At 71.5% G+C, this 26,389-nt stretch carries 22 protein-coding genes; 8 read left to right on the top strand and 14 right to left on the bottom strand.

Features of this window, described 5'->3' with window-relative positions; all coding sequences use genetic code 11:
* Positions 1–173 precede the first annotated feature (173 nt).
* On the top strand, positions 174–1,247 hold the full coding sequence (locus ACIPTO_RS08625; RefSeq protein WP_401190261.1) for an NlpC/P60 family protein: 1,074 nt from the start codon (positions 174–176) through the stop codon (positions 1,245–1,247).
* A gap of 25 nt (positions 1,248–1,272) precedes the next feature.
* Here ACIPTO_RS08625 and ACIPTO_RS08620 read toward each other — a convergent pair whose 3' ends face one another.
* Together ACIPTO_RS08620 and ACIPTO_RS08615 are read right to left on the bottom strand one after the other, a co-directional pair.
* Positions 1,273–1,992, bottom strand: a complete 720-nt coding sequence (locus ACIPTO_RS08620; RefSeq protein WP_366316411.1) for a response regulator transcription factor — start codon at positions 1,990–1,992, stop codon at positions 1,273–1,275.
* Positions 1,989–3,281, bottom strand: a complete 1,293-nt coding sequence (locus ACIPTO_RS08615) for a PspC domain-containing protein (protein ID WP_401190259.1) — start codon at positions 3,279–3,281, stop codon at positions 1,989–1,991. The genes ACIPTO_RS08620 and ACIPTO_RS08615 overlap by 4 nt, the downstream gene beginning before the upstream one ends.
* 506 nt (positions 3,282–3,787) lie before the next feature.
* On the opposite strand from ACIPTO_RS08615, the gene ACIPTO_RS08610 reads away from it, so the two are divergent.
* Positions 3,788–5,173 carry a PspC domain-containing protein gene (locus tag ACIPTO_RS08610; protein ID WP_401190257.1) on the top strand — a complete coding sequence of 462 codons (1,386 nt, stop codon included), beginning with the start codon at positions 3,788–3,790 and terminating at the stop codon, positions 5,171–5,173.
* Positions 5,160–5,402, top strand: coding sequence for a hypothetical protein (locus ACIPTO_RS08605; RefSeq protein ID WP_401190255.1), 243 nt, complete (start codon positions 5,160–5,162; stop codon positions 5,400–5,402). The genes ACIPTO_RS08610 and ACIPTO_RS08605 overlap by 14 nt, the downstream gene beginning before the upstream one ends.
* A gap of 139 nt (positions 5,403–5,541) precedes the next feature.
* On the opposite strand, the gene ACIPTO_RS08600 is transcribed toward ACIPTO_RS08605, so the two are convergent.
* Entirely contained in the window at positions 5,542–6,072 is a 531-nt protein-coding gene (locus tag ACIPTO_RS08600; RefSeq protein WP_366316419.1) for a DoxX family protein, read from the bottom strand.
* 140 nt (positions 6,073–6,212) lie between these two features.
* Entirely contained in the window at positions 6,213–7,493 is a 1,281-nt protein-coding gene (locus ACIPTO_RS08595) for a hypothetical protein (RefSeq protein WP_401190253.1), read from the bottom strand.
* A 209-nt stretch (positions 7,494–7,702) separates the two neighbouring features.
* On the opposite strand from ACIPTO_RS08595, the gene ACIPTO_RS08590 reads away from it, so the two are divergent.
* Entirely contained in the window at positions 7,703–8,614 is a 912-nt protein-coding gene (locus ACIPTO_RS08590) for a DUF4429 domain-containing protein (RefSeq protein WP_401190251.1), read from the top strand.
* Between the two features lie 5 nt (positions 8,615–8,619).
* Here ACIPTO_RS08590 and ACIPTO_RS08585 read toward each other — a convergent pair whose 3' ends face one another.
* Positions 8,620–9,414 carry a class II aldolase/adducin family protein gene (locus ACIPTO_RS08585; RefSeq protein ID WP_366316425.1) on the bottom strand — a complete coding sequence of 265 codons (795 nt, stop codon included), beginning with the start codon at positions 9,412–9,414 and terminating at the stop codon, positions 8,620–8,622.
* A 153-nt stretch (positions 9,415–9,567) separates the two neighbouring features.
* Between ACIPTO_RS08585 and ACIPTO_RS08580 the strand changes: the two genes are divergently transcribed.
* On the top strand, positions 9,568–10,077 hold the full coding sequence (locus ACIPTO_RS08580) for a pyridoxamine 5'-phosphate oxidase family protein (protein ID WP_401190249.1): 510 nt from the start codon (positions 9,568–9,570) through the stop codon (positions 10,075–10,077).
* A 9-nt stretch (positions 10,078–10,086) separates the two neighbouring features.
* On the opposite strand, the gene guaA is transcribed toward ACIPTO_RS08580, so the two are convergent.
* Positions 10,087–11,658 (bottom strand): glutamine-hydrolyzing GMP synthase, encoded by a 1,572-nt coding sequence (guaA, locus tag ACIPTO_RS08575; RefSeq protein WP_366316429.1) that lies wholly within the window; start codon positions 11,656–11,658, stop codon positions 10,087–10,089.
* Positions 11,659–11,963: 305 nt separating this feature from the next.
* On the opposite strand from guaA, the gene ACIPTO_RS08570 reads away from it, so the two are divergent.
* Positions 11,964–12,293, top strand: a complete 330-nt coding sequence (locus ACIPTO_RS08570; RefSeq protein ID WP_401190247.1) for a chorismate mutase — start codon at positions 11,964–11,966, stop codon at positions 12,291–12,293.
* Between the two features lie 572 nt (positions 12,294–12,865).
* Here ACIPTO_RS08570 and ACIPTO_RS08565 read toward each other — a convergent pair.
* A complete protein-coding gene (locus ACIPTO_RS08565; protein ID WP_401190246.1) occupies positions 12,866–14,026 on the bottom strand; it encodes a hypothetical protein in 1,161 nt (386 codons plus the stop codon).
* Between the two features lie 215 nt (positions 14,027–14,241).
* On the opposite strand from ACIPTO_RS08565, the gene ACIPTO_RS08560 reads away from it, so the two are divergent.
* Positions 14,242–15,249 (top strand): LAETG motif-containing sortase-dependent surface protein, encoded by a 1,008-nt coding sequence (locus ACIPTO_RS08560; RefSeq protein ID WP_401190244.1) that lies wholly within the window; start codon positions 14,242–14,244, stop codon positions 15,247–15,249.
* A 112-nt stretch (positions 15,250–15,361) separates the two neighbouring features.
* On the opposite strand, the gene ACIPTO_RS08555 is transcribed toward ACIPTO_RS08560, so the two are convergent.
* The 4 genes from ACIPTO_RS08555 to ACIPTO_RS08540 all read right to left on the bottom strand — a co-directional run bounded on the left by ACIPTO_RS08555 (position 15,362) and on the right by ACIPTO_RS08540 (position 21,524).
* Positions 15,362–17,140, bottom strand: coding sequence for a GMC oxidoreductase (locus tag ACIPTO_RS08555; RefSeq protein ID WP_401190242.1), 1,779 nt, complete (start codon positions 17,138–17,140; stop codon positions 15,362–15,364).
* Positions 17,141–17,246: 106 nt separating this feature from the next.
* Positions 17,247–18,878: a succinic semialdehyde dehydrogenase gene (locus ACIPTO_RS08550; protein WP_401190240.1), complete on the bottom strand. Its 1,632-nt coding sequence runs from the start codon at positions 18,876–18,878 to the stop codon at positions 17,247–17,249.
* A gap of 103 nt (positions 18,879–18,981) precedes the next feature.
* The gene (locus ACIPTO_RS08545; RefSeq protein WP_401190238.1) at positions 18,982–20,586 is read right to left on the bottom strand and encodes a serine/threonine-protein kinase; all 1,605 of its coding nucleotides are present in this window, start codon (positions 20,584–20,586) and stop codon (positions 18,982–18,984) included.
* A 44-nt stretch (positions 20,587–20,630) separates the two neighbouring features.
* Positions 20,631–21,524, bottom strand: a complete 894-nt coding sequence (locus ACIPTO_RS08540) for an MBL fold metallo-hydrolase (RefSeq protein ID WP_401190236.1) — start codon at positions 21,522–21,524, stop codon at positions 20,631–20,633.
* Positions 21,525–21,627: 103 nt separating this feature from the next.
* Here ACIPTO_RS08540 and ACIPTO_RS08535 point away from each other — a divergent pair, with 103 nt between their 5' ends.
* Positions 21,628–22,527: an AraC family transcriptional regulator gene (locus ACIPTO_RS08535; protein ID WP_401190234.1), complete on the top strand. Its 900-nt coding sequence runs from the start codon at positions 21,628–21,630 to the stop codon at positions 22,525–22,527.
* Position 22,528: 1 nt separating this feature from the next.
* Here the strand turns inward: ACIPTO_RS08535 and ACIPTO_RS08530 are convergent, their stop codons facing one another.
* The 3 genes from ACIPTO_RS08530 to ACIPTO_RS08520 all read right to left on the bottom strand — a co-directional run bounded on the left by ACIPTO_RS08530 (position 22,529) and on the right by ACIPTO_RS08520 (position 26,384).
* Positions 22,529–22,882 (bottom strand): hypothetical protein, encoded by a 354-nt coding sequence (locus ACIPTO_RS08530; RefSeq protein ID WP_401190232.1) that lies wholly within the window; start codon positions 22,880–22,882, stop codon positions 22,529–22,531.
* Complete coding sequence (locus ACIPTO_RS08525; protein ID WP_401190231.1) at positions 22,879–24,567, bottom strand: serine/threonine-protein kinase; 1,689 nt, start codon at positions 24,565–24,567, stop codon at positions 22,879–22,881. Before ACIPTO_RS08525 ends, ACIPTO_RS08530 begins: the two co-directional genes overlap by 4 nt.
* 107 nt (positions 24,568–24,674) lie before the next feature.
* Positions 24,675–26,384 carry a serine/threonine-protein kinase gene (locus ACIPTO_RS08520; protein WP_401190229.1) on the bottom strand — a complete coding sequence of 570 codons (1,710 nt, stop codon included), beginning with the start codon at positions 26,382–26,384 and terminating at the stop codon, positions 24,675–24,677.
* Positions 26,385–26,389: the final 5 nt, after the last annotated feature.

Genomic DNA, 26,389 nt, shown 5'->3' with positions numbered 1-26,389 from the left:
TTTAGCGTCCTCCACCAGGTGACCGGCTCCCCACCGCCGCCCGGACCAGGGGCGGCAGTCGGGCACCACCGCCGAAGAGGTCCGGCGGCGGCCCCGCTCCCCCTGTGCGGGCCGCCGCCGGACGCGCAATCGCCCGCTCCCCCGGCGGTCGTACGAAAGGACGTGCAGTCCACGTGGCAGCGCACCGCAAGCTCCGACAGCGCTCGCTCAGCGGCAATACGGCCCGCACCGCCGTCACCATCGCCCTCGCGGGCGCGGCGACGGCGACGGCCTTCGACGGCACCTCGAACGCCGAGCCGCAGCTGACACCGACCCAGGTCAAGGCGAAGGTGGACAAGCTGTACCAGGAGGCGGAGGTCGCGACCGACAAGTACGACGGCGCGAAAGAGAAGGCGGACGCGGCGGAGAAGCAGCTGAACACCCTGCGGGACGAAGCGGCACGCAAGACGGAGAAGCTCAACTCGGCCCGCGACGCGCTGGGTTATGTCGCCGCCGCGCAGTACCGCAGCGGCGGGATCGACCCCGCGGTGCAGCTCATGCTGTCGAGCAACCCCGAACGGTATCTGGACGGCGCCGAGTTCGCCGACCGGGTCGGCCACCGGCAGACGGCCGCCGTGCAGCTCGTACGCCAACAGCTGCGCGAGATCGAGCAGTTGCGCGGTGCCGCGCACATCGAACTGACCTCGCTGAAGTCACGCCAGGCCGAGCTGAAGAAACAGAAGACCACCATCACCGGCAAGCTCGACCAGGCCCGCCGCCTGCTCTCCGGCCTGACCCCGCAGCAGCAGGCCCAGGTCACGGACCCCACGCCCGGCGTCCGCGCTTCCCGCTCCTCCACCGCGGGCCGGAGCGCGCTGGCCGCCCCCGGCTCCTCCGCCGCCGCTGCCGACGCCCCCAGCTCCCGCGCCGCCGCGGCCGTCTCCTACGCCTACCAGAAGCTCGGCAGCCCCTACGTCTGGGGCGCCACCGGCCCCCACGCCTTCGACTGCTCGGGCCTGGTCCAGGCCGCCTACAACTCCGCCGGCGTCTCCCTGCCCCGCACGACGTACGCCCAGATCAACGCCGGGCAGCGCGTCTCCCGGTCCGAACTGCGCCCCGGCGACCTGGTGTTCTTCTACTCCGGCATCAGTCACGTCGGCATCTACGTCGGCGATGGCCAGATGATCCACGCCCCGAACCCGTCGGCCCCGGTGCGGCTGGCACCGATCGACCAGATGCCGTTCGCGGGGGCGACCCGGGTGGTGTGAGTCCCCGGGTGGACTCCCTCGCGGGTCAGACCAGTCGCCGTGCCGTCGCCCACCGCGTCAGCTCGTGCCGGTTCGACAGCTGGAGCTTCCTCAGCACCGCCGAGACATGGGACTCGACCGTCTTCACCGAGATGAACAGCTGCTTGGCGATCTCCTTGTACGCGTACCCGCGGGCGATGAGGCGGAGCACCTCGCGCTCGCGCTGGGTGAGACGGTCGAGGTCCTCGTCGACCGGCGGGGCGTCGGTCGACGCGAAGGCGTCGAGGACGAAGCCGGCCAGCCTCGGGGAGAAGACGGCGTCGCCCTCCTGGACACGGAAGATGGAGTTGACGAGGTCCGTACCGGTGATCGTCTTGGTGACGTAGCCGCGCGCGCCGCCGCGGATCACGCCGATCACGTCCTCCGCCGCGTCCGACACGGACAGGGCGAGGAAGCGGACGGGCTGCTCGGCGTCGCTCATCAACGGAGCGCAGCGGCGCAGCACTTCGACCCCGCCGCCGCCCGGGAGGTGGACGTCCAGGAGGACCACCTCGGGGCGGGTCGCGGTGATCACCGTGACCGCCTGGTCGACGTCCGCGGCCTCGCCGACCACCTCGACGCCGGTCTCGTCGGTCCGGCCGATCTCGGCCTGGACCCCCGTACGGAACATGCGGTGGTCGTCGACGAGGACCACGCGCACGTGACGCCCGCCCGCGCTCCCGCCGGTCGGCTCCGCCGGTTCGCTCGTCTCGGTCGTGTCGCTCATGACGTCTTCTCCGCCCTCTCCATCTCCAGCTCGACCTCGGTGCCGCCGTCCGGCACGGCACGCAGCCGTGCCGTCCCGCCGTGGCGCTCCATACGGCCGATGATCGATTCCCTGACGCCCATGCGGTCCGCGGGTATCGAGTCGAGGTCGAAGCCCGGCCCGCGGTCGCGGACGGACACGAAGACCTTCTTCCCCTCCACCTCGGCGTAGACCTGCACGGCGCCGCCCTCGCCACCGTACTTGGCCGCGTTGACCATCGCTTCGCGCGCGGCCTGCATCTGGGCGCCGATTCTCTCGTCGAGCGGGCAGTCGCCGACCACGACGACCTCGATGGGAACGCCGTGCTTGTCCTCGACCTCGGCGGCACTGCGGCGGACCGCCTCGGCGAGGGTGTCGGGTTCGTCGGCCTCGTCCTTGCCCGTGCCCTCCGGTTTGTACAGCCAGGCGCGCAGGTCGCGCTCCTGGGCGCGGGCGAGGCGGCGCACCTCGCCGGGGCTGTCGGCGTTGCGCTGGATCAGGGTCAGGGTGTGCAGCACGGAGTCGTGGACATGGGCGGCGACCTCGGCGCGCTCCTGGGCGCGGATGCGCATCAGGCGCTCCTCGGAGAGGTCCTGGGTCATCCGCACGAGATAGGGGCCGGCGAGCAGGGTGATGCCGACGAGGACCGCGAGGGCCGCCTGGAGGACCGAGCCGAGGTGGTCGGCGGAGCCCTGCAGCACGAAGATCGCGGTGGCCCCGGCGGTGACGAGCAGGACCCCGCCGCCCGCGCGCAGCAGGCTGAGCGTACGGCGGCGGCTGCCGACCTCGGCCCAGCGGGCGCGGCGCGCGTTGTCCGCCTGGCGCCAGACGAGGGCTACGCCCGCGCCGACGAGGACGGTGGGGAAGAGGTAGGCCTTCGCACCGTTGCCCAGGTTCACATTGCCGACGAAGACCAGGGCCACGACGACCATGAGGAGCAGGGCGACGATCTGGCCCTTGTCCGGCTTGCGGGCGACGAGTCTGCGGCGGCCGTCGGGTGAGGTCTCGGTGGAGACGAGCGACGGGGGACGCTGGCCGGCGACACCGCCGACGCCGAGCGGCACGAAGAACCAGAACGACGCGTACAACAACGCGCCGAGTCCGTCCGCGAGGAACAGCCCGACGAACACCAGCCGCACCCAGATCACCGGCAGGCCGAGATGCCCGGCGAGCCCCCGCGCCACTCCACCGAGCCAGCGACCGTCACTGCTGCGGTAGAGCTTGCGCGGCGGCCGCGGGTCCTCGACTGGCAAAGCTGCGGCTTCCGGCATGCCACCGATGTTCACACGCCCCGCCGTTCAGAGCATCAGGGTCGACCCCCGAGACTCCCCTGATCTTCGAATCCGCCGGACCGCGCCCCCGAAACCGGCCCACGGCGAGCGGCTTCGGCGGGGTCGCCGAGCGACGGTGCGCGCTGCTCGTGGAGCGGCGGGCGCGCGGATCGTAGGGCGGCGGGCGCGCCGATCGCGAAACAGCGTCAGCACGGATCGTGAAACGGCGACCGCGCCGACCGTGAGGCGACATCCGCACCGATCGCGGAACAACGTCAGCACGAATCGTGAAACGGCGGTCGCACCGATCGCGGAGCGATATCCGCGCCGATCGCAGAACAGCATCCGCGCCGATCGCGAAGCAGCGTCCGCGAACTCACTCAGCAGCTTTCACGGAATCGTGGGCGCTGTCCAACACTCCCCCGGTCCGGGTCGGGGCGGATCTCAGGGTTCGGCCAGGGTTGTCCCGACTGCCATCGGCGGCTCGCGGCGGGCAGCATGGACGCATGACAGATCACGAGCACGCCGCGACGGGTCCGGGACCCGGCTCCGGCCCGGCCCCGGAAGCGGGCGGCGGGCCGCGGGACGCCGTGCCCGGCGAGGGCACCGCGGCCGCGGCTCCGCACCGCTTCCGGCGGGACCGGCGGTCCAAGGTGCTCGCGGGAGTGTGCGCGGGGCTCGGGCGCCAGTGCGACATGGACCCGGTGATCTTCCGGATCACCCTCGCGGTGCTCTCCGCGACGGGCGGCATCGGCCTCATCTTCTACGGCTTCGCCTGGCTCTTCGTCCCGTACGAGGACGAGGACGAGAACGAGGTCCGCAAGCTCTTCACCGGCCGCGTCGACGGCCAGGCCCTGGCGGCCGTGCTGTTCGCGCTGGTGGGCTGCGGTGTGTTCCTGTCGATGCTGAGCAACGCGAGTGTGCTGACGTTCGCCGTCGTCCTCTCCCTCCTGCTGGCGGGCGCGGGGTACTGGTCGCAGCAGCGCGGCGCCCCCGACCCCGACCCGCTGGCCGCGCAGGCCGTCGCCGATGCTCCGCCGGAGGCCCAGGCACCGCCGGTGGTCACCTCCTATCCCTCCTGGTGGCGTGATCCGATCGTCAAGGACGGCACGCACGTCGGTGGCACCGGTTATCTGTGGGGTCCCGGCGACTCCCGCGACCGGGACATCGCGGGCGTGATCGACGCGAGGCTCGCCCCGTCGTACCCGCACTGGCGCGAGGACCAGCGCACCCCGCGCCCGGCGCCCCCGAAGCCGCGCGGCCCGCGCTGGATCGGCGGCTGGATCTTCCTCCTCGCGCTCGGTGCGGGAGCGGTCGGCACCGCCGCGAAGTGGGACGACCAGGCGCTCGGCACCAGCCTGCAAGCGGGTCTCGCCTGTGCGCTCGTGGTGTTCGGTCTGGGCATCGCGGTCAGCGCGTTCCTCGGGCGGACAGGGGCGGGCTCGGTGTTCCTCGCGATCGTCACGGCCGGCCTGCTCGCCGCCTCGGCGGCCCTGCCCAAGGACCTCACCACGCACTGGGAGCGCGTGAGCTGGCAGCCGACGACGGTCGCGGAGGTGCAGGAGAAGTACGACTTGGGGAACGGGGTGGGGACGCTCGACCTGACCGGCCTGCGCCTGGCCAAGGGACAGACGGTCGCGACGGACGCGGAGGTCGGCGTCGGACAGCTGCGCGTGATCGTCCCGCCGGACGTGACGGTGAAGCTGAATGTGGACGTGGGCGTCGGGGACATCCAGTTGCCCGGTGACGACAAGAAGGACGTGGATGTGGAGCCGGGCAAGCACCAGCGGGTCACCCTGACCCCGGAGACGGGCGTCAAGAGCACCGGCACCCTGTCCCTGGATCTCCATGTCGGCCTCGGACAGGCGGAGGTCAGCCGTGCTGCGTCATGAGTTCCAGCCCGGAAAGCTGGTCGCCGGCCTCTTCCTCGCCGCCGCGGGCGTGGTCTACGCCGGGGACGCGGGCGGCCTGTGGGTGACCGAGTGGTTCGCGGTGATCCCGCTGGTCACGGTCGGCCTGCTCCTGGCCGGAGTGACGGCGGGCATCAACGGCGCGATCCGCAGACGCCGAGGGGCCGGCCGCAGGAACACGGCCGACCCTGGTCCGGACATATCCGGCTGACGATCACCTACGGACGGTACGGACGGCCGACCCCGGCCCCGGACTCCGACTTGGACCCGGCTTCTCGCGGCCTACCCGAGCGACCGGAAACCACCGGAGCAACTGGAGCGACAAGGGCAACCGGAGCAACCGCCCGGAACTACCGGTAGCCCCCGCCCCGTTGCCGTCGCCTGCCGCGGATCACCGCGTCCAGGGAGAACATGGAGGCACCCGCGAGGACGAGAGGCAGCCAGGCCATCAGGTAGGCGAGGTCGTTGCCGTAGTAGTAGGGGTCGTTGGCCCAGCTGATGGTCAGCCACAGGCTGAGCGAGATCAGGGCGCCGCCGAGTGCGGCGAGGCGGGCCAGCAGGCCGATCAACGTGCCGATGCCGACGGCGAGTTCACCGAAGGCGATGGCGTAGCCGAAGCCGACGGGGCTCTTCAGGGCGAGGTCGACCAGGGCCGGGATCGCCGACGAGTCGCGGACCGCGCGCATCGTCTCGCCGATCGAGCCCGCGCCGGAGGACTTCATGAAGGCGCTGTCGGTGAGTTTGTCCAGGCCCGCGTAGATGAAGGTGACGCCGAGGAAGACGCGCAGGGGGAGCAGGGCGTATCGGGTGGCGGTGTCCCGCCAGTTCCGGTCGCCGTCGAGGTACGGGGTTTGCGTATCCATTCGAGTGCCGTGAGTCATCGCCCTTAGCCGCCTCTCGCCCGCTGTGCCGTGACCCCTCAACAGACCATACGTACGAATAGGGGGACCCGCTCAATGATTCTTCAACCAGTTTTCGCGACCTTGGCACGGCTCGCGCGGTGGGCGGCCCGTCGGGGGCGTCAGTCCGTGACGTCGACCACGCAGGCGTTGGTCTCCAGGCCGGCGGCCGTCACGACCTGTACTTCCACGCGGCCGGGTTCGACGTCGGCCGGGACCGGGACGGTGAGGAGGGTGTCCGTCGGGTTGGAGAAGCCGCCGGTGACCGGGACGAGGGGGACGTGGACGTTGACGGGGCCGATGCGGACGACCATGCGGGAGAGCCGGTCGGCGGTCTGGGCGCCCGGCGGGACGAAACCGGCGCCGCGGATCTCGATGTCGTCGCCGGTCCGGATGGGGGCGTCCAGGTCGCCCGCCTCACGGGAACGCACCACCGAGAGGATGACCGGGCGACCACCCTCGGCGTACTTGCCGGCCAGGTATGTCGCGGCGGAGATCAGCACCACGACCGCCAGCCCCCAGGGCAGGTCCGGCAGTTGGTCGGGGCGGCGGGCCAGGCGGACGGCGGCGAAGACGAGGGCGACGGCGCTGATCGCGACGTACTGGATGTCGGCGAAGGTGCCGCGGCCCGCGTCGTCGGTGAGGAGGTCGGCCGCGCGGGGACGGTCCGCGGGGAGCTTCTGGAGGCGCTGGCCCAGCACCCGCAGGCCGACGACACGGCGGACGAGCACAGCGATCGCGCAGACCACGGCGAGGACGGTCACCGCACCGGCGGCGCGGGCGAGTTCGAGACCGGAGATGAGGGCGTCGCGTTCGGCGTGGTCGGAGGCGGCGGCGAGGCGCCCGGCCAGGACCAGCACGGCGTACGCCACGAACAGCACCCAGGACACGGCCACGGCACGGGACGTCGACAGCCGGTTGTCCTCGCCGATGACCGGGGCCAGCGCCCCGCCGCGCGCCCGGTGGAACCAGGAGGCCGCCGTCAGCGCGGCCGCGACCACGAGCGCGGCGAGCAGTCCCGCCGTGCGGGCCGCCGTCCAGCCCGCGCCGATCGCGGTGAGCGCCTGCACCAGGAGCAGCACGACGAAGGCGCCCCACACCGCGAAGGCCGTGCGGTGCCAGAGCCGGGCCAGCCAGGCGCCGCCCTCGGCGCGACCGCGTTCGGCGACGACGTCGGCGGACTGGGTCAGCTCGTCGGAGACCCATTGCCGGGAGGCGGACGCCGAGTGCGCCACCGCCGCCGGCAGCCCCTCCCCGGCGGCGAACCCGTCCCGCTTGAGCAGGAACGCGGCGACCGCGCGCCGGTGTCCCTCGCGTGCTCCGTGCGGGCAGTCCCCGCAGGTGCAGCCGCCCCCGTGGACACCGACGTGCTCGCCGCCCTGTCTCGCCTCCTGCACCGCCACGCCCGACGCCTGCCTTCCCCATGCCCCGCGGCCCGCGACCCCGGGCCCTCCTGTTCGGCGACCGGCTTCCGAGCCTTTGGCCACCGCCTCGCAACTCCCGTACGACAACAGCGGATTGTGCCCTACGGGACACGGCCCGCGTTCGGCAGGTCTGGTCAGGGCGGGTGACGTGACGGCCGCCGTGTTGACCCGGCTGCGAGAATTCCCCTATGGCCGAGATCATCCAGCGCGACGGGACCTGGGCCTTCGACGGCACAACGGTCCGGATCACGCCGGGACTTCACCGCTCCGTGCCGCTGTTCCGGCAGACGTACGGGGAGATCACCGTGCCCCTCGAAGCCGTCGCGGGCGTCGTCTACGAACCCGAACGCCGGCGTGGCCGCCTGCGGTTGAGGCTGCGCGAGGGCGCCGACCCGCTGCTCCAGGCGACCGGCGGACGGCTGCCGGACGCGGCGGATCCGTACCGGCTGCTGGTGGACATCGACCGGTCCGGGGTCGCCGAGTACCTGGCGGAGGAGATCCGGCACGCGCTGCTCCTCGACCAGATCCCCAAGGACCCGACCAAGGCGTATCTGCTGCCCGGCCCGCCGGTCCCGGTCTCGGTGCGGTCGTCCGACGGCACGGTGTCCTTCGACGGCGCGCAGGTGCGGATCGACTGGTCCGACACCTCGGAGCGCGTCAAGCGGGCGACCGGGCCGCGAATCGTGGCCGTGGGCGATCTGGTGCAGGTGGAGTGGCTGCCCAACACCGGCCACGAGGACGGGTTCATGCGGTTCGTGACCCGCGAGACGGTGTTCTCGAAGCTGCCGCCGGAGAAGGACCCGTACGCCCTCGATCTGTGGGGCAGCACCCGCCGGGATCTGCTCACCGCGCTGGTCGCCACGGCGGTGACCTCGCGGCTGCCGCATCCGTCGGCACGCGGCGGGAGCGACGGCGAGGGCGCGGGCGACGGCGGGTTCCGGGACCGTCCGCCGCGAGCGGTCCGCATCCCGCCTCCGGCCGATCATCACGACGTACTCCTGCGCAGGCTCCGGGAGTTGGGGGAGCTGCACCGCGAAGGGGTGCTCACGGACGAGGAGTTCACGATGACCAAGGCGGCGGTGCTGCGGGGTTTCCGGTAGGTGCCTCAGCTGAGGAGGTCGGGTTCGCTGCGGCTGATGTCCTGCCACAGGGGCTGGTAGTTGATCCATGCGACGAGGTCGCCGCCGGTCTGTTCGCGGGTGGCGACGGCGAGCTTGTGGTCGATGAGGAGGGGACGGCCCGCGGCCTTCGCGAGGAGCTGGACCTGCGCGGAGCGTTCCATGGACAGGAACCACCAGGCCGCCGCGTCCACCGAGTCGCCCACGGTGAGCAGTCCGTGGTTGCGCAGCACGAGCGCTTTGCGGGAGCCGAGCCCGGCGGCGATCCGCTTGCCCTCCTCGGCGTCGACGGAGACCCCGCTGTAGGCGTCGTAGAGCGCGTGGTCCTCGTAGAAGGCGCAGCTCTCCTGGCTGATCGGGTCGAGGAAGTCGCCGAGGGCGGAGAGCGCGCGGCCGTGCACGGAGTGGCAGTGGGCGACCGCGACGACGTCCGGGCGGGCGGCGTGGACCTGGGAGTGCACGGTGAAGGCGGCCTGGTTCACATGGTGGCGCCCTTGGAGCACCTGGCCGTCCGAGTTGGACAGCACCAGATCGCTGACGGTGACGTGCCGGAAGGGCATCCCGAAGGGGTTGACCCAGAAGCAGTCGGTGAACTCGGGGTCGCGCGCGGTGATGTGCCCCGAGACCCCGTCCTCGAAGCCGAGCCGGCCGAACAGGCGCAGAGCGCCCGCGAGGCGTTCCTTGCGGTGCCGGCGTTCGTCCTCGACCGACTCGTGCATCGGCGGCATGGCGAACTGCAGCCGGTCGGTGGGCAGGGGGGAGGGCGGCGTCGGCCCGTGCATCGGTCCTCCAGCACTGGGTTCCTGGTTACCGGCGGAAGTTACCGTCGGTGAGGCGAAAAGGGCAGTGGTGTTCTGTAAAGATGCGGCACCAAGCGTGCCGGGCGGCTTCCAATCCGGACAGTGGATGTCGGGTATCGGCGGGACAGTGACCGTATGACATCGAACTGGGCCGTATTCGTGGCCGCCGAACCCGAGCTGGCCGCGACCGTGGAGAGGCGTTTCGCGGGCGGGGGCGGGGGTGCGGAGGCGTTTCCCTCCGAGCACTACACGCACCACACCCTCGCGACCCTGCGCAAGGACGGGTCGCCGCGGACGAGCGGGATCGAAGTGCGGTTCCTGGACGGGGAGTTGTGGTTCGGGATGATGCCCGACTCGTTGAAGGCGCTGGATCTGCGGCGGGATCCGCGGTTCGCGCTCCAGGCGAATCAGGGGGCGGGGACGGAGATGGGCGGCGGGGACGTGCGGATCGGCGGGCGGGCGGTGGAGGTCACCGACGCCGGGGTGAAGGGGGCGTACAGCAAAGAGGTGGAACCGCCGGAGCCGTTCCACCTCTTCCGCACCGAGGTGACGGAGGTCGTGCGGACCTTCGTCGAGGACGAGACGTATCTCGTCATGCAGATCTGGCACCCCGGAGCGCCGGTGCGCACACTCCGGAGACGGTGACGGTGGGGACTACTCCCACTCGATGGTCCCCGGCGGCTTCGACGTGACGTCGAGGACGACCCGGTTGACGTCGGCGACCTCGTTGGTGATGCGGGTGGAGATCTTCGCGAGGACCTCGTAGGGCAGGCGGGACCAGTCGGCGGTCATCGCGTCCTCGGAGGAGACCGGGCGCAGGACGATCGGGTGGCCGTAGGTGCGGCCGTCACCCTGGACGCCGACGCTGCGGACGTCCGCGAGGAGGACCACCGGGCACTGCCAGATGTCGCGGTCGAGACCGGCCGCGGTCAGTTCCTCGCGGGCGATCGCGTCGGCCTCGCGGAGCAGGTCGAGGCGGTCCTTGGTGACCTCGCCGACGATGCGGATGCCCAGGCCGGGGCCGGGGAAGGGCTGGCGCTGGACGATCTCCTCCGGCAGGCCCAGCTCCTGGCCGACCATCCGGACCTCGTCCTTGAACAGCTTGCGCAGCGGCTCGACGAGCTGGAACTCCAGGTCCTCGGGGAGGCCGCCCACGTTGTGGTGGGACTTGATGTTGGCCGTGCCGGTGCCACCGCCGGACTCGACGACGTCCGGGTAGAGCGTGCCCTGCACCAGGAACGCGACCTCGGGGCCCTCGTCCGCGATGATCTCGGCCTGCGCCTGCTCGAAGACCCGGATGAACTCGCGGCCGATGATCTTCCGCTTCTGCTCCGGGTCGGAGACCCCGGCGAGCGCGGTCAGGAACCGCTCCTCGGCGTCCACGACCTTCAGCTGGACGCCGGTCGCGGCCACGAAGTCCTTCTCGACCTGCTCGGTCTCGCCCTTGCGCATCAGGCCGTGGTCGACGTACACGCAGGTGAGCTGGGAGCCGATGGCCTTCTGGACCAGGGCCGCCGCCACCGCGGAGTCGACACCGCCGGAGAGACCGCAGATGGCGCGCTTGTCGCCGACCTGCTCGCGGATCAGGGCGACCTGCTCGTCGATGACGTTGCCGGTGGTCCAGTTCGGGGTGAGGCCCGCGCCGCGGTACAGGAAGTGCTCCAGGACCTGCTGGCCGTGCGTGGAGTGCATCACCTCGGGGTGGTGCTGGACGCCGTAGAGCTTCTTCTCGTCGTTCTCGAAGGCGGCGACCGGGACGACGTCCGTGGACGCGGTGACCGTGAAGCCCTCGGGGGCCGCGGAGCAGGCGTCGCCGTGCGACATCCACACCGACTGCTCGACCGGGGTGCCTTCGAAGAGGGTGGAGGACGCCTTGGAGACGTGCAGTCCCGTGCGGCCGTACTCGCGGGCGCCGGTGTTGTCGACGGTGCCGCCGAGGGTCGTCGCCATCAGCTGGAAGCCGTAGCACATGCCGAAGACCGGGACGCCGGCCTCGAAGAGGGCGCGGTCGAGGCGGGGGGCGCCCTCCGCGTACACCGACGAGGGGCCGCCGGAGAGGATGATCGCCGCCGGGTTCTTGGCGAGCATCTCCGCGACCGGCATGGTGCTCGGCACGATCTCGCTGTAGACCCGGGCCTCGCGGACGCGGCGGGCGATGAGCTGGGCGTACTGCGCGCCGAAGTCGACGACCAGGACGGTGTCGGGGGCGGGGGTCGCTGCTGACACGGGGGCCTTCCGGCGGTTGGGCGGGGTTCTGGTCATCGATTCTAACGGGGCTCCGGTGGGACACCTGGTCGTCCCCGGGCGCTCCGCCGCCGAATCCGTTCTGTGCCATACTCGCCCCCATGCTCACGCACCCGACCTACCTCTTTACCTATGGCAACCGGCCCGCCGGCTGCCATGGTCGTGCTGCTTGAGCTACTGACAAGCGACTTCCCAGGCGCCCCGGGCCGACAGGTCCGGGGCGCCTGTTGTCTTCCCGGATCCGCCGCCCCGGGGTACCGCGTCCGCATTCCGACAAGGAGCCCCGCATGACCGCCATCACGGCCACATCGACGGCCGCACCGACGACGACGTCCGCGACCGCGACCGCATCCACGACCGCGCCGACGACCACTCCCGAGCAGACGATCACCGACGCCCGCGCCCGTATCGACGCCCTCGACGACCGCATCATCGGGCTGATCCAGGAACGGGTCGCCGTCTCCGCCGTGGTGCAGGAGACGCGGATCGCGTCCGGCGGGCGACGGGTGAGCCTGGCCCGGGAGAACGAGATCCTCCGGCACTACAGCGACGCGCTCGGCAAGCCGGGCACCACCCTCGCGATGACGCTGCTCGAACTGTCCCGGGGTCGTATCTGAGTTCGGTCCCGCTCTCACCCGTACGGCGCGTGACCGGCCCGTGAACCGCTTCGTTGGTGGTGGTGTCCGTGCCAGCCAGGGGCGGGCCCGAAAGAACCACGCGTGGCTCGCTGGGGCGATGAGACGTACGGAACGTGCCGTGCGTCGTGGGACCTCGCTCCAGGGTCGTGACCGGACCGCAGGGGACAGCAGCCCGGTCACCCAAGAGAACGGTCGGTCCCGGGGACGCCCGGGGCCGCCCGGCGGAAACTGCAAAAATGCACAAAGCCGGATCGAACGGTTGCGGAGGCCGCGTCCATCCAGCACGATGCGTAGAGGGCACCGGGGGCTTCACAGCCCCCAAATCCCGGAGCAGACAACCGTTTTGCAGTGCACTGTCCTTCTGCCAAAGGTCGAGACCAAGCGCGCGCCCCGTGTGCGCCGGGGCGCCGACCCAGGGCACGCGAGACAAGCGGCGCAACCCCCCGGCGCCGCTGCCAGGCACCGGCGCTGCCCTGACGTCGGTGCTGACGGAGAAGGGCCCCGCGGCTCCGTCCCGCGGGGCCCTTCGCTTGCCCCCGGCCGACGCGCCGCTAGGTCCGGCTCACCGTCCCGCACGTCTCGTTCTCTCCGCCGCCGAGTTCCTTGCTCCGGTCGTACGGGTCCGTCGTCGGACCGGACGGCTCCGGCGCCGTGGGCTCGGACGCGGACGGCGAGGAGAACTCCGGGTGGAAGTAGCCGTCGTAGACGTCACAGGCGCTGTTGCCGAAGTCCGAGTTGTAGCGGTTGACGCTGATGCGGCCGGACGTGACCTGGTAGCGGGCCGGGTCGAGGAGTTCGAGGTCGATCACGCGGCGGACGATGGTGCGGGTGACCTCGGTGGAACCGTTCGTGCGGACGACCGGGTAGACGAAGGTGTAGTCGGTGTGGATGAGGAGGCCGGAGTGCTCGCCCTCCTCGAAGGTGATCCGGCCGCGGGTCTTCACGACGTCACCGACGAGCCGTACGTCCTCGGGGTCGAAGCGGCTGAACAGGTGCAGCGGGTCGTGGGCCTTGCCCGGGGTCTTCAGGGAGGTGTTCAACTCCTCGATTATCCCGGGCTGTTCGGGGTCGAGCACCGAGAGCGCGACGGCCGGGCGGGCACCGGCGAGCGTCTTCGGGTTCAGGTTGGCGTCGACGAGGAGCTTCCGGGTCTGTCGCAGGGCGAGTTGGACCCGCTCCTTGGAGAACGCGCCCACCGCCTTCGCCGGCGGCAGGACGATACCGGCCGCGCCGTCCGCCCAGCTCAGCGCGGGTGAACCGGCGAACGGCCGGTCCAGCGTGGGGGTTTCGGGGTCCACCGCGGAGGGCGCGGCGGTCGATGCCGCGGTCTCCGGCGCGAGCGGGGAGGCGACGGCGTCGGGACTGCCGGTGCCGCCCTTGCCGCCCTTGCCGAAGGGGTCGCCCGGGATGACCGACGGTTTCATCGCGACCACGGCGACGGCCACGGCGAGCGGGACGCCGAGCACGGCCCACGCACGGCGCCTGCGCCGGGCCCGCCCGTTCATCTCCTGCCAGGCGGGACCGGTGCGCCAGCCCGGCGGCTCCTCGCCCTTGCCCGGCTTCAGCCGGGCGGTCACCTCACGGGCGCGGGCGGACGGTTCCTTGGGAGCGGAGGCGCGGATGTCGCGCTCCGTGTCGCGGGCGAACTGTTCCCAGACATCGTCGGGGACCTCGGGATGTGAGGACGGTTCCTCGGCGGGCTTGTCAGACACGTCGCCAAGTTCTAGACGTACCGAAAGCTTGTTCACAAGTCGAATCATGGTGTGACACAGCCCACATGAGAATGTGGTGAGAGTGGGTACAACCGTTCTCACCTTTACCTGGTCTCACCTGCGTAACCAAGGGCCACACCCGCGCCCCCACACGCGGAGCCCTCCGCCCAGCGTGCCGCGCTCCTTCGCGGCACACCGGACTTCTCGAGGACTTCATGAAGCTGCGCCGTGCCATGGCCGCGGCGGCCGCGACGGCCGTCATCGCTCCCCTCGCCCTGCTCTCCGCGCCCGCCGCGTTCGCGCAGGAGTCGCCGTCGGCGAGCCCCAGCGAGAGTGCGAGCGAGTCGGCGTCCGCGTCGCCTTCGGACTCGGCCTCCGCGTCGGCGTCCGCATCCGTGTCGCCGTCCGCCAGCGTCTCGCCGAGCGAATCGGCCAGCCCGTCGGCGAGCACCAGCGCGTCCACGTCGGCCTCGCCGTCGCCCTCGGCCGAGCCGAGCGTGGACCCGACGGACCCGGACGCGCCGTTCTGCGAGGACCTGGACGAGGACTTCTCCGACGCCAAGGTGTCCGCGGACATCAAGGGCCTGCCGGGCAGGATCGTCGCGGGTGACGGCTTCCACAACTTCAAGCTGACGCTCACCAACAAGTCGAAGATCACGGTCAAGAAGGTCGCCTTCTACGCCGAGGTCGAGAACTACGAGATCGACGAGTCGAAGTTCCTGAGCCCGTACGTGGACCTGGAGTTCAAGAACCCCCAGACCGGCGCCTGGGACCGTATCCAGGACAAGGACGGGTGGGCGGGCGACTACTTCCTGTACCTCCAGGAGCTGGAGGCCGGCAAGAGCCAGTCGGCCGACCTGCGCGTCAGCATCGGCGCGAAGGCCCCGGCGGGCGACGCCTACTCCTTCGGTGCGGGCGCGTACATCGACAACGTCAAGGGCCAGGACTGCGTCGCCGCGGGCTGGGCGTCCTACGACTTCGAGGTTCTGAAGGCCGGCTCCTCGAACACCGACCCGGGCACCGCCACGCCGGGCGACGGCGGCAAGGACACCTCGGTGAAGAAGCCGCAGGGCAACGTCTCCGACCTCCCGACCGGCAACCTCGCCGAGACCGGCTCCAGCTCCGCACTCCCGGTGATCGGCCTCGTGGGCGGCGCCGCCGTCGTCGCGGGCGCCGCCGCGGTGGTCATGGTGCGCCGCCGCAAGAGCGGGGCGAGCGCGTAACACGTAGCTCGTCGCACGAGGAAGGACCTGCGCTCGGAGGGGGGCGCAGGTCCTTCTGTGTGTGCGGGCGGCTGCTTCCCGTACGGCCGCCCGCCTACGAGCCGGGCATCTCCTACGGCTTCGGCGGCACCGTCGGCATCCCGAGGAACGGCAGCTTCAGCTCGCCGAACGCGCCCTCGGGGACGACCGGCCGACGCGGTTCCACCGGCGTGAGGCGTTCGTACGACAGCCCTTGCTCCGGGCGCGGGTCGTGCTCGCCCTTGTTGGGCCAGTACGACATCGCGCGCTCGGCCTGTGCCGTGATGGTGAGGGACGGATTGACGCCGAGGTTCGCGGAGACCGCCGAGCCGTCGACGACCGAGATACCGGCATGGCCGTACAGCCGGTGGTAGGGATCGATGACGCCCGTCTCCCGGGAGGCGCCGATCGGGCAGCCGCCGAGGAAGTGGGCGGTGAGCGGGGTGCCCATGAGTTCGCCGACGTTCGAGCCCGGGAAGCCGTTGATCTCGGCGGCTATCGCCGCCGCGCCCTCCGAAGCCGCCCTGATCTGCTTGGGGTTGGGGGCTCCGTGCCCCTGACGGGCCGTCAGCAGCCCTTTCCCCACGCCGTCCGGTTTCAGGTACGTCGTCAGCGAGTTGTCCAGCGACTGCATGACCAGGCCGATGATGGTCCGCTCCGACCAGCGGCGGTTGGAGAGCGACCGCAGCACCAGCAGCGGATGCCTGGCCGCGTTCGCCAGCCAGGCCAGTGCCCTCGACGAGCCCTCCGCGTACGGGACTTGGAGGATGGAGAGGCCGCCCATCGAGTTGGAGCCCTTGCCGTAGCGGACCGGTTCGATGTGGGTGTTCTCGTCGGGGTGGATCGAGGACGTGATGGCGACCCCGCGCGTGAAGTCGACCCGCTGGGCGCCGGTCGCCTTGCGGTACCGCCGGCCGGTCGTCTGCGCGCCGACCAGCGCCTCCGAGTTGGTACGGGTCAGCTCGCCCAACTTCTCCGACACGTACGGCAGTTGCCCGCCCGCCTTCATGCGGTGCAGCAGGGTCTGGGTGCCGTAGGTGCCGGCCGCGAGGACCACACGGCGGGCCTTGAAGGTGCGGCCCTGCGACGACTTCCGCGCGTCCGTGGGCAGGGTCGCCACCGCGTACCCGCCCTGCGAGTCGTCCGTGACCGACACGACCGTCGTCATCGGGTGGACCGTCGCGCCCGCCTTCTCGGCCAGGTGGAGGTAGTTCTCGTTCAGGGTGTTCTTCGCGCCGTGACGGCAGCCCGTCATGCACTCGCCGCACTCGGTGCAGGCCTTGCGGGCCGGGCCCGCGCCGCCGAAGTACGGGTCGGCGACCTGTTCGCCGGGCCGGGCCCTCGCCGTTCCCCCGGCGTCCTCGCCGTCGCCGAAGAAGACGCCGACGGGGGCCATGTGGAAGGTGTCCCCCACGCCCATGCGCTGGGCGGCGGCCTTCAGGTGGACGTCCGACGGGGTCATTGTCGGGTTGAGGCGTACGCCGAGCATGCGGCGGGCCTGGTCGTAGTACGGGGTCAACTCCTCTTCCCAGTCGGTGATGTCACGCCACTGGGGGTCCTCGAAGAACGGCTTCGGGGGGACGTAGAGGGTGTTGGCGTAGTTGAGGGAGCCGCCGCCCACGCCCGCGCCGGCGAGGACCATCACGTTGCCGAGGAGGTGGATGCGCTGGAGGCCGTACATGTGGAGCTTGGGGGCCCAGAGGTAGTTCCTGATGTCCCAGGAGTTCTTGGGGAGCGTCGCGGGGGTGAAGCGGCGGCCTGCCTCCAACACCCCTACGGTGTAGCCCTTTTCCGTGAGGCGCAGGGCGGTCACGGAACCGCCGAAGCCTGAGCCGACGACTATGACGTCGTAGTCGTAGGTGTCCTGGGGCACGGGTTCTCCTCTTCGAGTTTCGCGTGCGGGTGCGTCGTGGCCGGTCGCGCTCGGGCGGCGGGAGCCGCGTGCAGACACGGCCCCACGCCCCTGAGGCGAAGGCCCCTCACCTGAGCCGGAAGGCCTTCATCGCCCGCAGGCTGCGGCTCATGAAACGGGCGTACGCCTCGTCGGTCATGCCCAGCGAGGGGGCCATCGGCAGCAGCCGCTGCTGGGCGATGGTCTGGGCCTCGGTGTACTTGAGGATGCCCTCGGAGCCGTGGCGGCGGCCGAGGCCGGAGTCCTTCATGCCGCCCATGGGGGACTGGACGCTGCCGTAGGCGGCGGCGTAGCCCTCGTTGACGTTGACCGTGCCGGTGCGGATGCGGGCGGCGACGGCGCGACCGCGGCCGGCGTTCTTCGTCCAGACGGAGGAATTGAGGCCGTACGGCGTGGAGTTGGCTTCCTCGACCACCTCGTCCTCCGTCCTGAAGCGGTACACGGAGACGACCGGGCCGAAGGTCTCCTCGGCGCAGACGGCCATGGGGGCCTCCACGCCGTCGAGGATGGTCGGCTCGAAGAAGTACGGGCCGATGTCAGGACGGGCGACGCCACCGGCCAGCACCGTCGCGCCCTTGGCGACCGCCTCGTCCACGTGCCGGGTCACGGACTCCAACTGCCGCTCCCCCGCGAGCGATCCCATGTCCGCGCCGTACGCGAGGGACGTGCCGAGGCGCATCGCCTTGGTGCGGGCGGCGAAGCGCTCCAGGAAGGTGTCGGCGATCGACTCGTGGACGTACAACCGCTCGATGGAGACGCAGAGTTGGCCCGCGGAGGAGAAGCAGGCGCGGATCGCTCCCGCCGCCGCCTTCTCGATGTCGGCGTCCTCCAGGACCACCATGGCGTTCTTGCCGCCGAGTTCGAGGGAGACGCCGACCAGCCGGCCGGCGGCGGCCTGCGCGACCTCGCGGCCGGTGCGGGTGGAGCCGGTGAACGAGACGTAGTCGGCGTGCTTGACGACCTCGGGGCCGACGACCGGGCCCTCGCCGAGGACGACCTGGAAGACCTCGGCGGGCAGACCGGCCTCGATGAGGAGGTCACGGGCCCAGAGGGCGGTCAGGCAGGTCTCGGTGTCGGGCTTCATCACGACGGCGTTGCCCGCCGCGAAGGCCGGGAGCGCGTCGCCGACGGAGAGCTCCAGCGGGTAGTTCCAGGGGGCGATCTGCCCGACCACTCCGCGCGGATGCCGGAGCTCGGTGACCTTGGTGAGGGTCGGGACGGCGCCGGTGTGCCCCTTCGGCCTGAGGTAGGCGGGGGCCTTGCGGCCGTAGTGGCGGGCCGCGACGGCTACGGCCTGCACCTCCTCGTGCGCGTGCAGCCGCGCCTTGCCGGTCTCCAGCTGGATCAGGTCGAGGACCTCGGCCTGGCGGGCGAGGACGAGATCGTGGAAGCGGAGCAGGACGGCCGCGCGCTGCCGTACCGGCGTCTGCGCCCACAGGGCCTGCGCGGCGCGGGCCGCGCCGAAGGCCCTCGCCACGTCCTCCGGGGTGGACTCGGGCAGGTCCGCGAGCTTCTCGCCGGTGAACGGCGAGTGGTTGGCGGTCCGGCCGGAGCCGACCACACCCTTCGTGAGCTGGGCGATCAGCTCCGGGGTGACCACATCGGCGGCGGTACGGGCGCCTGTGGGGGCCGGCGCGAGGGGGTTCGTGCCGGTCGTCGTTTCCGTACCGGTCTTTTCCGGGGCCTGCGAGTCCGTCATGTGCGGCAGGGTATGCCGCTCCGGGAGGTTTGGGTACCCGTCGGTAATCGGATTCACCGAGTACTCACATCACGCCAGTGAACACTGGCAACAAACCCGCTGATCAGGGCGTTGTGAGGGTGAGCCGACCACGGACACCCTGGAAGAGGGCCGTACCCCTCTTCTCGTCCGGGGTGCCCTTGGGCATCTCCACGCTCAGCTCGTACAGACGGTGGTCGGGGGTGCGGACGATCAGGGCCATGGCGCGGGTGGGAACGTCGGACTGTCCGTAGGTGGCGTCGGTGAGGACCGCGTCCTTGTTCCCGCGGAAGCTGGTGCGGGTGTACTGCGGATCGGATGCGTCCCGGCCCAGCGACTGCGCTTCGGCGAGGGCCGATCCGGTGGCCTCGTCCCATTCGGTGAGGCGGACGCGCAGGACGCCGGAGCCGTAGGTGACGGTCCGGGTGCCGGGCGTCGTCCGCGCCTGGAGCTGCTTGTACCGGGCGGGAAGGTGAAGCACGGCGGACATCGCCTTCTGCCGGTGCGCGGTCCAGGAGTCGCCGGTACCCAGGAGGCCGTCGGCAACACTCCCCAGGACGAGCCCCGCCAGCAGAAGCATCCCGACACCGACGAGCAGCACGCGGCGGGAACTGACCCATGAGCGAAGGGACTTGGGCCCGGGTGCGGACTGGGGCTTGGGCTCGGGTACGGGCTGAGGCTCGGGTGCAGGCTCGGGTGCAGGCTCGGGCTCGGGTGCGGGCTCGGATTCGAGTTCAGGTCGGAGTTCGGATTCGGGTTCGGGTTCGGGTTCGGGTTTTTCAGGTTCCCGGCTTTCGGGTTCCGGGCTTTCGGGCTCGGTCTCCGGCTGTGCTACGGCGTCGGCGACCGCCGCGTCCAGCACCGCGCCGACCTCCTCGGCCCCGGGCCGCGCCTCCGGTTCCCGCGCCAGCATGCGGAGGATCAGCGGCCCGAGGGGGCCCGCGCGGGTCGGTTCGGGCGGATCGCCGGCGAGGATCGCGCCGAGGGTGGACTCAACGGTCGCGCGGCGGAAGGGAGATGCTCCTTCGACGGCCGCGTACAGCAGGACGCCCAGGGACCACAGGTCGGAGGCAGGGCCGGCGCCCGCGCCCGTGCCGGACATGCGCTCGGGGGCGATGAACTCGAGGGAGCCGACGAACTCCCCGCTGGCGGTGAGGGATTCCTCGCCCTGGATGTGGGCGATGCCGAAGTCGGTGAGGACGACACGGTCGTGCGGGCCGAGGAGGACGTTGGCGGGTTTGACGTCCCGGTGCACGATCCCGACGGAGTGCGCGGCGCACAGGGCGCCGAGGACGGCACGGCCGATGCGGGCGGCTTCGGCGGGCGGGACGGGACCGCGTCCGAGTAGTTCGTGCAGGGACTCGCCTCGCACCAACTCCATGACGATCCAAGGGAGTTCGCCCTGTCCCTCGTCCGTTCCCATGACGACGTCGTGGATGGCGACGGCGGAGGGATGGTCGACACGGGCGGCGGCGCGGGCCTCGCGGTAGAGCCGGTGGGCGGCGCGCTGGAACTCCTCGTCCTCCGGATCGCCGGGCAACCGCGGCTGCTTCACGGCGACTTCACGGTCCACGCGTTCGTCGAACGCCCGCCATACGGTGCCCATACCGCCGGAGCCGATCCGTTCGAGCAGCCGGTAGCGACCGCCGACCAGACGTCCGTCGCGCACCTGTTCGCCGACTTCGCTCATGCCCCATGAGTACCGTGCCGGATACGGCCTTGTCGACGCGCTCCCTACTTCGCGGGCATCAGCGTGTCGCCCACCCTCCGCACCTCCGCGGTCCCGGTCCCACCGAAGTGCGCCGGAATCACCAACTCCCCCTCGTCGGCCGCCCGTTCGAGCACGCGCCGCCGGCTTCGCGCGGCCTGCCGGGGGTCGAGGCAGAAGCAGCTGCTGCACTCGGGACGCGCGATCTGGACGGGGCTGTGCAGCAAGTCCCCGACGAACACCGCCCGTTCACCACCGGAGGCGACCCGGAGGACGGACGAACCCGGGGTGTGTCCCGGCGCGGACTCAAGCGTCAGATGCTCGTCGACGCGGTGGGTGCCGTCCCAGAGGTCGGCCAACCCGGCGCGGTGCACGGGCGCGACGCTGTCCTCGTAGATCAGCCGGTCGTCGGGCCGTACCGCGCCGCCGTAGTTGTTCGCGGGGCCGAAGTGGAAGTCGTCGGCGGCGGGGAGGAGATAGCGCGCGTTGGGGAACAGCGGCACCCAACTCCCTTCCACGTCATGGGTGTTCCAGCCGACGTGGTCGCCGTGGATGTGCGTGTTGACGACGACGTCGACCTCCTCCGGCCGTACCCCGGCGCGGGCCAGCCGCCCGGGGAGGTCGCCGCGGCTCATGTGGAACAGCGGATTGCCGGGCCGTTCCCGCCCGTTGCCGACCCCGGTGTCCACGAGCACGGTCAGCCCGGCGCTGCGCACCACCCACGTCTGGAGCGCCACGACCGAACGGTCGGTCTCGGGCTCCCAGTGGTCGGGGGCGAGCGTGTCGCGGTTGTCCTCCCACACATCGGGCGGCACGTCCGGGACGAGGGTGCGGGCGGGGGCGTAGGGCCGCGCCCACTCGACGACACGGACGACGTCGACGTCACCGATGGTCAGGGTCTGTGTGGTGTCCTCACTCATGAGAACCACGGTAGAGAGGGCAGGGTGAGCGCCTCAATGCGTGAATGACTCATCTGAATACGCAGACGGCTCACTCGTGGTGTGTCTGCCGTAGCCTGGCTCCATGGACGTGGTGAGCGACGCGATCTCCGCCGTGCGGAACGGGCAGCCCTCCTCCAACCGGCTGCGGGTGGGCGGCAGTTGGTGCACGCGACTGGCGCCGTACGAGGGTGCCGGGTTCCATGTCGTGCTCGCGGGCGGGTGCTGGCTGGTGCCGGAGACCGGCGGGGAGCCGGTGACGCTGGGCGCGGGGGATGTCGTCCTGCTGCCGCACGGGGTGGGGCATGTGCTGGCGGACTCGCCCGGGGACACGGCGCGCGCGGTGCCGTTCGAGGAGATGCGGCGGCCGGCCGGGAGCGGGGACGGGCGGGAGGTCGAGCTGCTGTGCGGGAAGTACCGGCTGGACCGGAGCCGGACGCATCCGCTGATGGCGGAGCTGCCGGAGGTCGTCCATCTGCCGAACCGGGTCGGCCGCCACCCCGAACTCCGTTCGGCCGTGGACCTGTTGGCGAACGAGTTGGACGAACGGCGGCCGGGGTCCTGCCTCGCGCTGCCGCATCTCCTGGACCTGTTGCTGATCTACATGGTGCGGGCCTGGATGTCCGACGCGGAGACCGGGAGTTGGCCCTCGGTGCTGAACGACCCGGTGACGACGGCCGCGCTACGGGCCCTGCACTCGGACCCGGCCGCGCCCTGGACCAACGACCGCCTGGCCGCCGCGGCGGGCGTGTCCCGGGCGACACTGGCCCGCCGGTTCACCGCACTGGTGGGGCGGGCGCCGATGGCGTATCTGACCTGGTGGCGGCTGACGTTGGCGGCGACACGGCTGCGGGACACGGACGCCTCGCTGGCGACGGTGGCCCGCGAGGCGGGCTACGGCAGCCCGTACGCCCTGTCGCACGCGTTCAGCCGGGAGTTCGGGGTGACGCCCGGCAAGTACCGGGTGGAGGCGGGGAGTTCGTAGGTCATGGTGCCTGGGCTTCGCCCTCGGGTCCGTCGTCGTACTCCTCCGCGAGCCGCAGCCCGAGATCGGACTCCCACTCCAGGGCCCACCGCCGCAGCTCCGCGATCTCGTCGGGGTCGAGACCGTGCGCCGCGAACTCCTCGTCGCTGACCCACACCACGCTCTCCAGACGGTCCCGGAGGCCGAACAGGTCGAAGTGCCTGCCGTCGGCCCGGAGGCCCAACTGCTCCAGTTCCACGGCGGAGTAGCGGCTACGGGCGGCGTACACGTCGATCACGTCGGCCGGCAGACCGCGGTCGCCGAGCGCGCGCACGCTCATCACCGCGAGGTCGGCGGCCTCCGTACCGTCGCTCACAGCTTGTCGACGTCCAGGTTGGCGATGGCCGCCTTCGCCACCTCGCGGCCCCGGGCCGTGAAGTCGCCGTCGCCCGGGTAACTGACCGTGAGGCGGTACATGTTGCCGGAGATGGTCTTGTAGTAGAGGATCTGGACCTCGCGGGGGCGCGGGTACTGGCTGTCGTCGGTGTCGTAGACGATCGTGTTCATGGCGGCGGGCCTGCCGCGGTAGGTGCCGGTGGGCTTCGTGTCCGTCTTCGGGTTCTCCGGCATGTCGAGGCTGGAACTGCCGCTCTGCTTGAAGTCGCCGTTGTCGTCGTACATCTGGGCCGCTGCGGAGTCCTTGATCTCCCCGAGCGTGTCCTCCGACTTCTTGACCAGGGTCAGGCCGACCGTGATGCTTCCGCTCCAGTCGGTGTACGTGATCCAGTGGCCCTTGTCCGTCTTCCGGTCGGGGCCGCCGCGCTGGTACTTCGCGGGGACGGCGAGCGTCGCCGCCAGGTCCGTCTCGTGGTGCTTCTTCCATCCGTCGGGGAGCGTCCGCGATCCGGCGAACGGGTTCGCGATCAGCAGATACGCCGTCACCGCCGCCGCGACGACCAGCGCACCGAGCCCGAACCATGCCTTGCGGCCGAGGAGTTGTCTTCGCCCGGGGCCCTGGACGTACCGGACCTCCTGGGTCGGCGCCGGTGCCGGCGGGTTGGCCACCGATGCGAGCACGGCGCGCACCTGGGCCGCGTTCGGGCGGCTCGGGGCGTCCTTGGCGAGGAGCGCGGTGATGAGATCGGCGAGCGGGCCCGGGGACGAAGTCGGCGGTGCCGGGACGGAGTTGAGGACCGACTGAAGGGTGGCCGGGGTGTTGCTGCGGCGGAACGGGGAGACGCCCTCCGTCGCCGCGTACAGGACCACGCCCAGGGACCAGAGGTCGGACGCGGGGCCGGGGCGCTGGCCCAACACCCTTTCCGGGGCGATGTATTCGGGCGAGCCGACGAAGCCGCCGGTGTCCGTCAGGTTCGTCTCGCCCTCGATCTGCGCGATGCCGAAGTCGGTCAGGACGACCCGGTCGTGGCGGCCCAGCAGGACGTTGTCCGGCTTCACGTCACGGTGCAGGACGCCCGCCGCGTGCGCCGCTTCGAGCGCTCCGAGCACCTGGAGGCCGATGCGGGCCGCGTCGCGTGCGTCGAGGGTGCCCTCCTGCAACGCGTCGCCCAGCGAACGGCCGGTCACCAGCTCCATCACGATCCACGGCCGGCCGTCGACGACGGCCACGTCGTGCACGTTCACGACGGCGGGGTGGTCGAGCCGGGCCGCCGCGCGGGCCTCGCGGCGCATCCGCTCGAAGGCCTTCTCCCGTTCGCGTTCGGGAAGATGGTCCGGGACGCGCGGTTCCTTCACGGCGACCTCGCGGTCCACCGTCTCGTCCTTGGCCCGCCACACCGTGCCCATGCCGCCGTGCCCGAGCTTGCCGAGCAGCCGGTACCGGCCGGCTATGAGGCGCCCGGTGCGCGGGTCGGGAGTCGGGGCGGGCGGTGAACTCGGCGTGGCGTAGGGGTTGTTCGGGTGCGGCACGGCAGCGGGCGCGGGCATCGCCCCGGACACCGCCGCAGGCGCGGGCACCGGTCGGCCCGCGCGAGGATTCGGTGGTTGCAGAGCAAAGCTCGTCGGCTCGTCGGCTCCGTGTCGGGCTCCCCCGTTGCTGCTCATACGTCCATCCATATCGCGCCAGACGCCGCCCTATCCACCTCTGACGCTTTCCGGTCACAGACCCGTGACCGAGTGCGCGGCTTATCGCCCGTTACGTGCGTGCGGCCTCAGGTGCGGGTGAAGGTGTCCAGCGCGACGTCGAAGTACTCCTTCGCCTCCCGCACCTTCCCGACCGGCGCGGACACCCACACGTCGTACAGGCGGCCGTTCTCCTCCCAGCACATGTCGTAGGTGTGCCGGGGGCCCTCCGCGGTGCTGAAGCCGTTCCAGGTGAACTCCCAGAGCGCGGCGGGGTGTCCGGAGTGCGTGGTGTCGGTGACCTTGCCGTCGTGGTAACCGGGGTTCGTGGAGGCCCCGTCGGCCGCCGCGCTGTTCATCACCGCGAGTGGGCCGCCCGGCCGGGGATCGGACATCCTGATGCCGAGCCGGAAGGTCTCCCCCGGCGACATGTAGAAGATGCGCTCGCCCTGCGGCACCCGCACGAAGTCCTCCGGCACGGCGAGGGAGAAGCCGTCGGGGTCGTGGGCGATGCGGTAACCGGAGGGCGCGGTGGGGGTGTTGGTCCTGCCGGCGGTCACCGAGGGCGTGGTGGGGGTGCCGGCCGGGGTCGAGGGCCTGGGCGACGGTGTCGGCGTACCGGCGCTCGTGGACGTCACGGGCGCCGAACTCGTCGACGCCGCGCCCCTGTCGCCGTCGTCTCCCCGCATCAGCAACGCCACCGCCGACGCTCCGGCCCCCGCCAGCGCCGCGACCAGCAACGCGGCCACGAGCATCCCCCGTGTGGAGCGCCGAGGGGCCTGCCCGGCCGTGTCGGATGCGGGCGAGGAGGGGAGGGGGGCCGGGGAGGGCGCCAAGTCCTTTCGGGGTACGTCTCGTTGGGTCGGTGTGTAGCCGGGTGCAGGTCTCCCCGCGTGGCCGGATGACGCCCTGGGGCGACGCCCCGTCGGCGCCCCCGCCGCCTTCGGCGTCCGCCCGGTGTCCAGGAACGCGCGCAGCATCCGCTCCGCCTCCGCCGCCTCCAGCCGCCGTTCCGGATCGCGTTCGAGGAGTCCCCGTACGACGGGCAGCAGGGGCCGGGCCTGTTCGGGCGGGCGGATCTCGTCGACGACGACCGCGTGCAGGATGCCGCCCAACGAGTCGCGGTGGAAGGGGGATTCACCGCTCAGCACCGTGCACAGCAGGGCGCCCAGCGACCACAGGTCGGACTCCGGGCCGGTCCGCACGCCGGACATCCGCTCCGGGGCGGTGTACTCGGGCGAGCCGACGAACGCGCCGCTCTCGGTGAGCGTCGTGGCGCCCGCGACCTGGGCGATGCCGAAGTCGGTGAGCACGACCCGCTGGTGGCCGTCCTCGTCGGTGGCTTTCTGGAGCAGCACGTTGGCCGGTTTGATGTCCCGGTGCAGCACGCCCGCCGCGTGCGCCGTGCGCAGCGCGCCGAGCAGGGCGATGCCGATCCGGGCGGCCTCGACGGCGTCCACCGGGCCGCGCGCGGAGATCCGCTCGGCGAGCGAGCCGCCGTCGACCAACTCCATCACGATGTAGGGCCGTTCGTCCTGCTCGACGACGTCGTGGACGACGATGATGTGCGGGTGGCGCAGCTGCGCGACCGCGCGTGCCTCGCGCAGCGTACGGTCGCGCTGCAGGCGGGCCTCCTCCTCGGAGAGGGAGTCGTCCTGGGCGATCTCCTTCACCGCGACCTGCCGGCCCAGGAGTTGGTCGGCCGCCCGCCACACGACGCCCATGCCGCCGCGCCCGAGCCGCTTCTCCAGTCGGTAACGCCCGGCGATGATCCGCGCGTTGTCCCCCTCGGTCCCCATGCGCA

Source organism: Streptomyces sp. NPDC090083 (assembly GCF_044747445.1).
Classification (GTDB): Bacteria; Actinomycetota; Actinomycetes; order Streptomycetales; family Streptomycetaceae; genus Streptomyces.
The sequence above is the reverse complement of the archived record's forward strand: the minus strand, read 5'-3'. Positions and strand labels throughout refer to the sequence as shown.

Excerpts from the sequence above, each read along its gene's own strand:
- ACIPTO_RS08620 (WP_366316411.1), bottom strand. The coding sequence starts at position 1,992 with ATGAGCGACACGACCGAGACGAGCGAACCGGCGGAGCCGACCGGCGGG.
- ACIPTO_RS08615 (WP_401190259.1), bottom strand. The coding sequence starts at position 3,281 with ATGCCGGAAGCCGCAGCTTTGCCAGTCGAGGACCCGCGGCCGCCGCGC.
- ACIPTO_RS08610 (WP_401190257.1), top strand. The coding sequence starts at position 3,788 with ATGACAGATCACGAGCACGCCGCGACGGGTCCGGGACCCGGCTCCGGC.
- ACIPTO_RS08600 (WP_366316419.1), bottom strand. The coding sequence starts at position 6,072 with ATGACTCACGGCACTCGAATGGATACGCAAACCCCGTACCTCGACGGC.
- ACIPTO_RS08590 (WP_401190251.1), top strand. The coding sequence starts at position 7,703 with ATGGCCGAGATCATCCAGCGCGACGGGACCTGGGCCTTCGACGGCACA.
- ACIPTO_RS08585 (WP_366316425.1), bottom strand. The coding sequence starts at position 9,414 with ATGCACGGGCCGACGCCGCCCTCCCCCCTGCCCACCGACCGGCTGCAG.
- ACIPTO_RS08580 (WP_401190249.1), top strand. The coding sequence starts at position 9,568 with ATGACATCGAACTGGGCCGTATTCGTGGCCGCCGAACCCGAGCTGGCC.
- ACIPTO_RS08570 (WP_401190247.1), top strand. The coding sequence starts at position 11,964 with ATGACCGCCATCACGGCCACATCGACGGCCGCACCGACGACGACGTCC.
- ACIPTO_RS08560 (WP_401190244.1), top strand. The coding sequence starts at position 14,242 with ATGAAGCTGCGCCGTGCCATGGCCGCGGCGGCCGCGACGGCCGTCATC.
- ACIPTO_RS08550 (WP_401190240.1), bottom strand. The coding sequence starts at position 18,878 with ATGACGGACTCGCAGGCCCCGGAAAAGACCGGTACGGAAACGACGACC.
- ACIPTO_RS08545 (WP_401190238.1), bottom strand. The coding sequence starts at position 20,586 with ATGAGCGAAGTCGGCGAACAGGTGCGCGACGGACGTCTGGTCGGCGGT.
- ACIPTO_RS08540 (WP_401190236.1), bottom strand. The coding sequence starts at position 21,524 with ATGAGTGAGGACACCACACAGACCCTGACCATCGGTGACGTCGACGTC.
- ACIPTO_RS08535 (WP_401190234.1), top strand. The coding sequence starts at position 21,628 with ATGGACGTGGTGAGCGACGCGATCTCCGCCGTGCGGAACGGGCAGCCC.
- ACIPTO_RS08525 (WP_401190231.1), bottom strand. The coding sequence starts at position 24,567 with ATGAGCAGCAACGGGGGAGCCCGACACGGAGCCGACGAGCCGACGAGC.
- ACIPTO_RS08520 (WP_401190229.1), bottom strand. The coding sequence starts at position 26,384 with ATGGGGACCGAGGGGGACAACGCGCGGATCATCGCCGGGCGTTACCGA.